Genomic DNA, 629 nt, shown 5'->3' with positions numbered 1-629 from the left:
CTGACCAAACCTCTGCGCATGACCCACTAAATGGTTACCTACCACAAGGCTGGAGCATGTCTCACGCAGCAGAAATGCGTCTGCAAGATGAAGCCGCTGTTGTAAAAGCAGCGAAGAAATCCATGGCAGTACAAGTGCAAGCGATGCTTGATCTGCAAAGCCGTGGCGCGGCGACTCTCGATTACGGTAACAACATTCGTCAGATGGCACTGGAAGAAGGCGTAGAAAATGCGTTTGATTTCCCAGGCTTCGTTCCAGCTTATATTCGTCCTTTATTCTGTGAAGGCATTGGGCCTTTCCGTTGGGCAGCTCTATCAGGTGATCCAGAAGACATTTACAAAACCGACCAAAAAGTAAAAGAGTTGATTCCTGACAACCCACATCTGCATAACTGGTTAGATATGGCGCGTGAGCGTATTCAGTTCCAAGGTCTTCCGGCTCGTATTTGTTGGGTAGGTTTGAAAGATCGTGAGCGCCTTGGTCAAGCGTTCAACGAAATGGTGAAAAATGGTGAGCTGAAAGCTCCTATCGTTATTGGTCGCGACCACTTAGATTCAGGCTCTGTAGCAAGCCCGAACCGAGAAACAGAAGGCATGATGGACGGCTCTGACGCAGTATCAGACTGGCCA

General features: G+C 49.0%; 1 pseudogene. It reads left to right on the top strand.

Annotated features, from left to right (window positions below):
- Window positions 1-629: pseudogene (locus R8O10_RS25935) on the top strand (urocanate hydratase); the annotation flags it as partial.

It is taken from the genome of Vibrio sp. 1727 (assembly GCF_033344415.1).
Lineage (GTDB): Bacteria > Pseudomonadota > Gammaproteobacteria > Enterobacterales > Vibrionaceae > Vibrio > Vibrio alginolyticus.
This window is presented reverse-complemented; position numbering and strand designations above follow the sequence as displayed.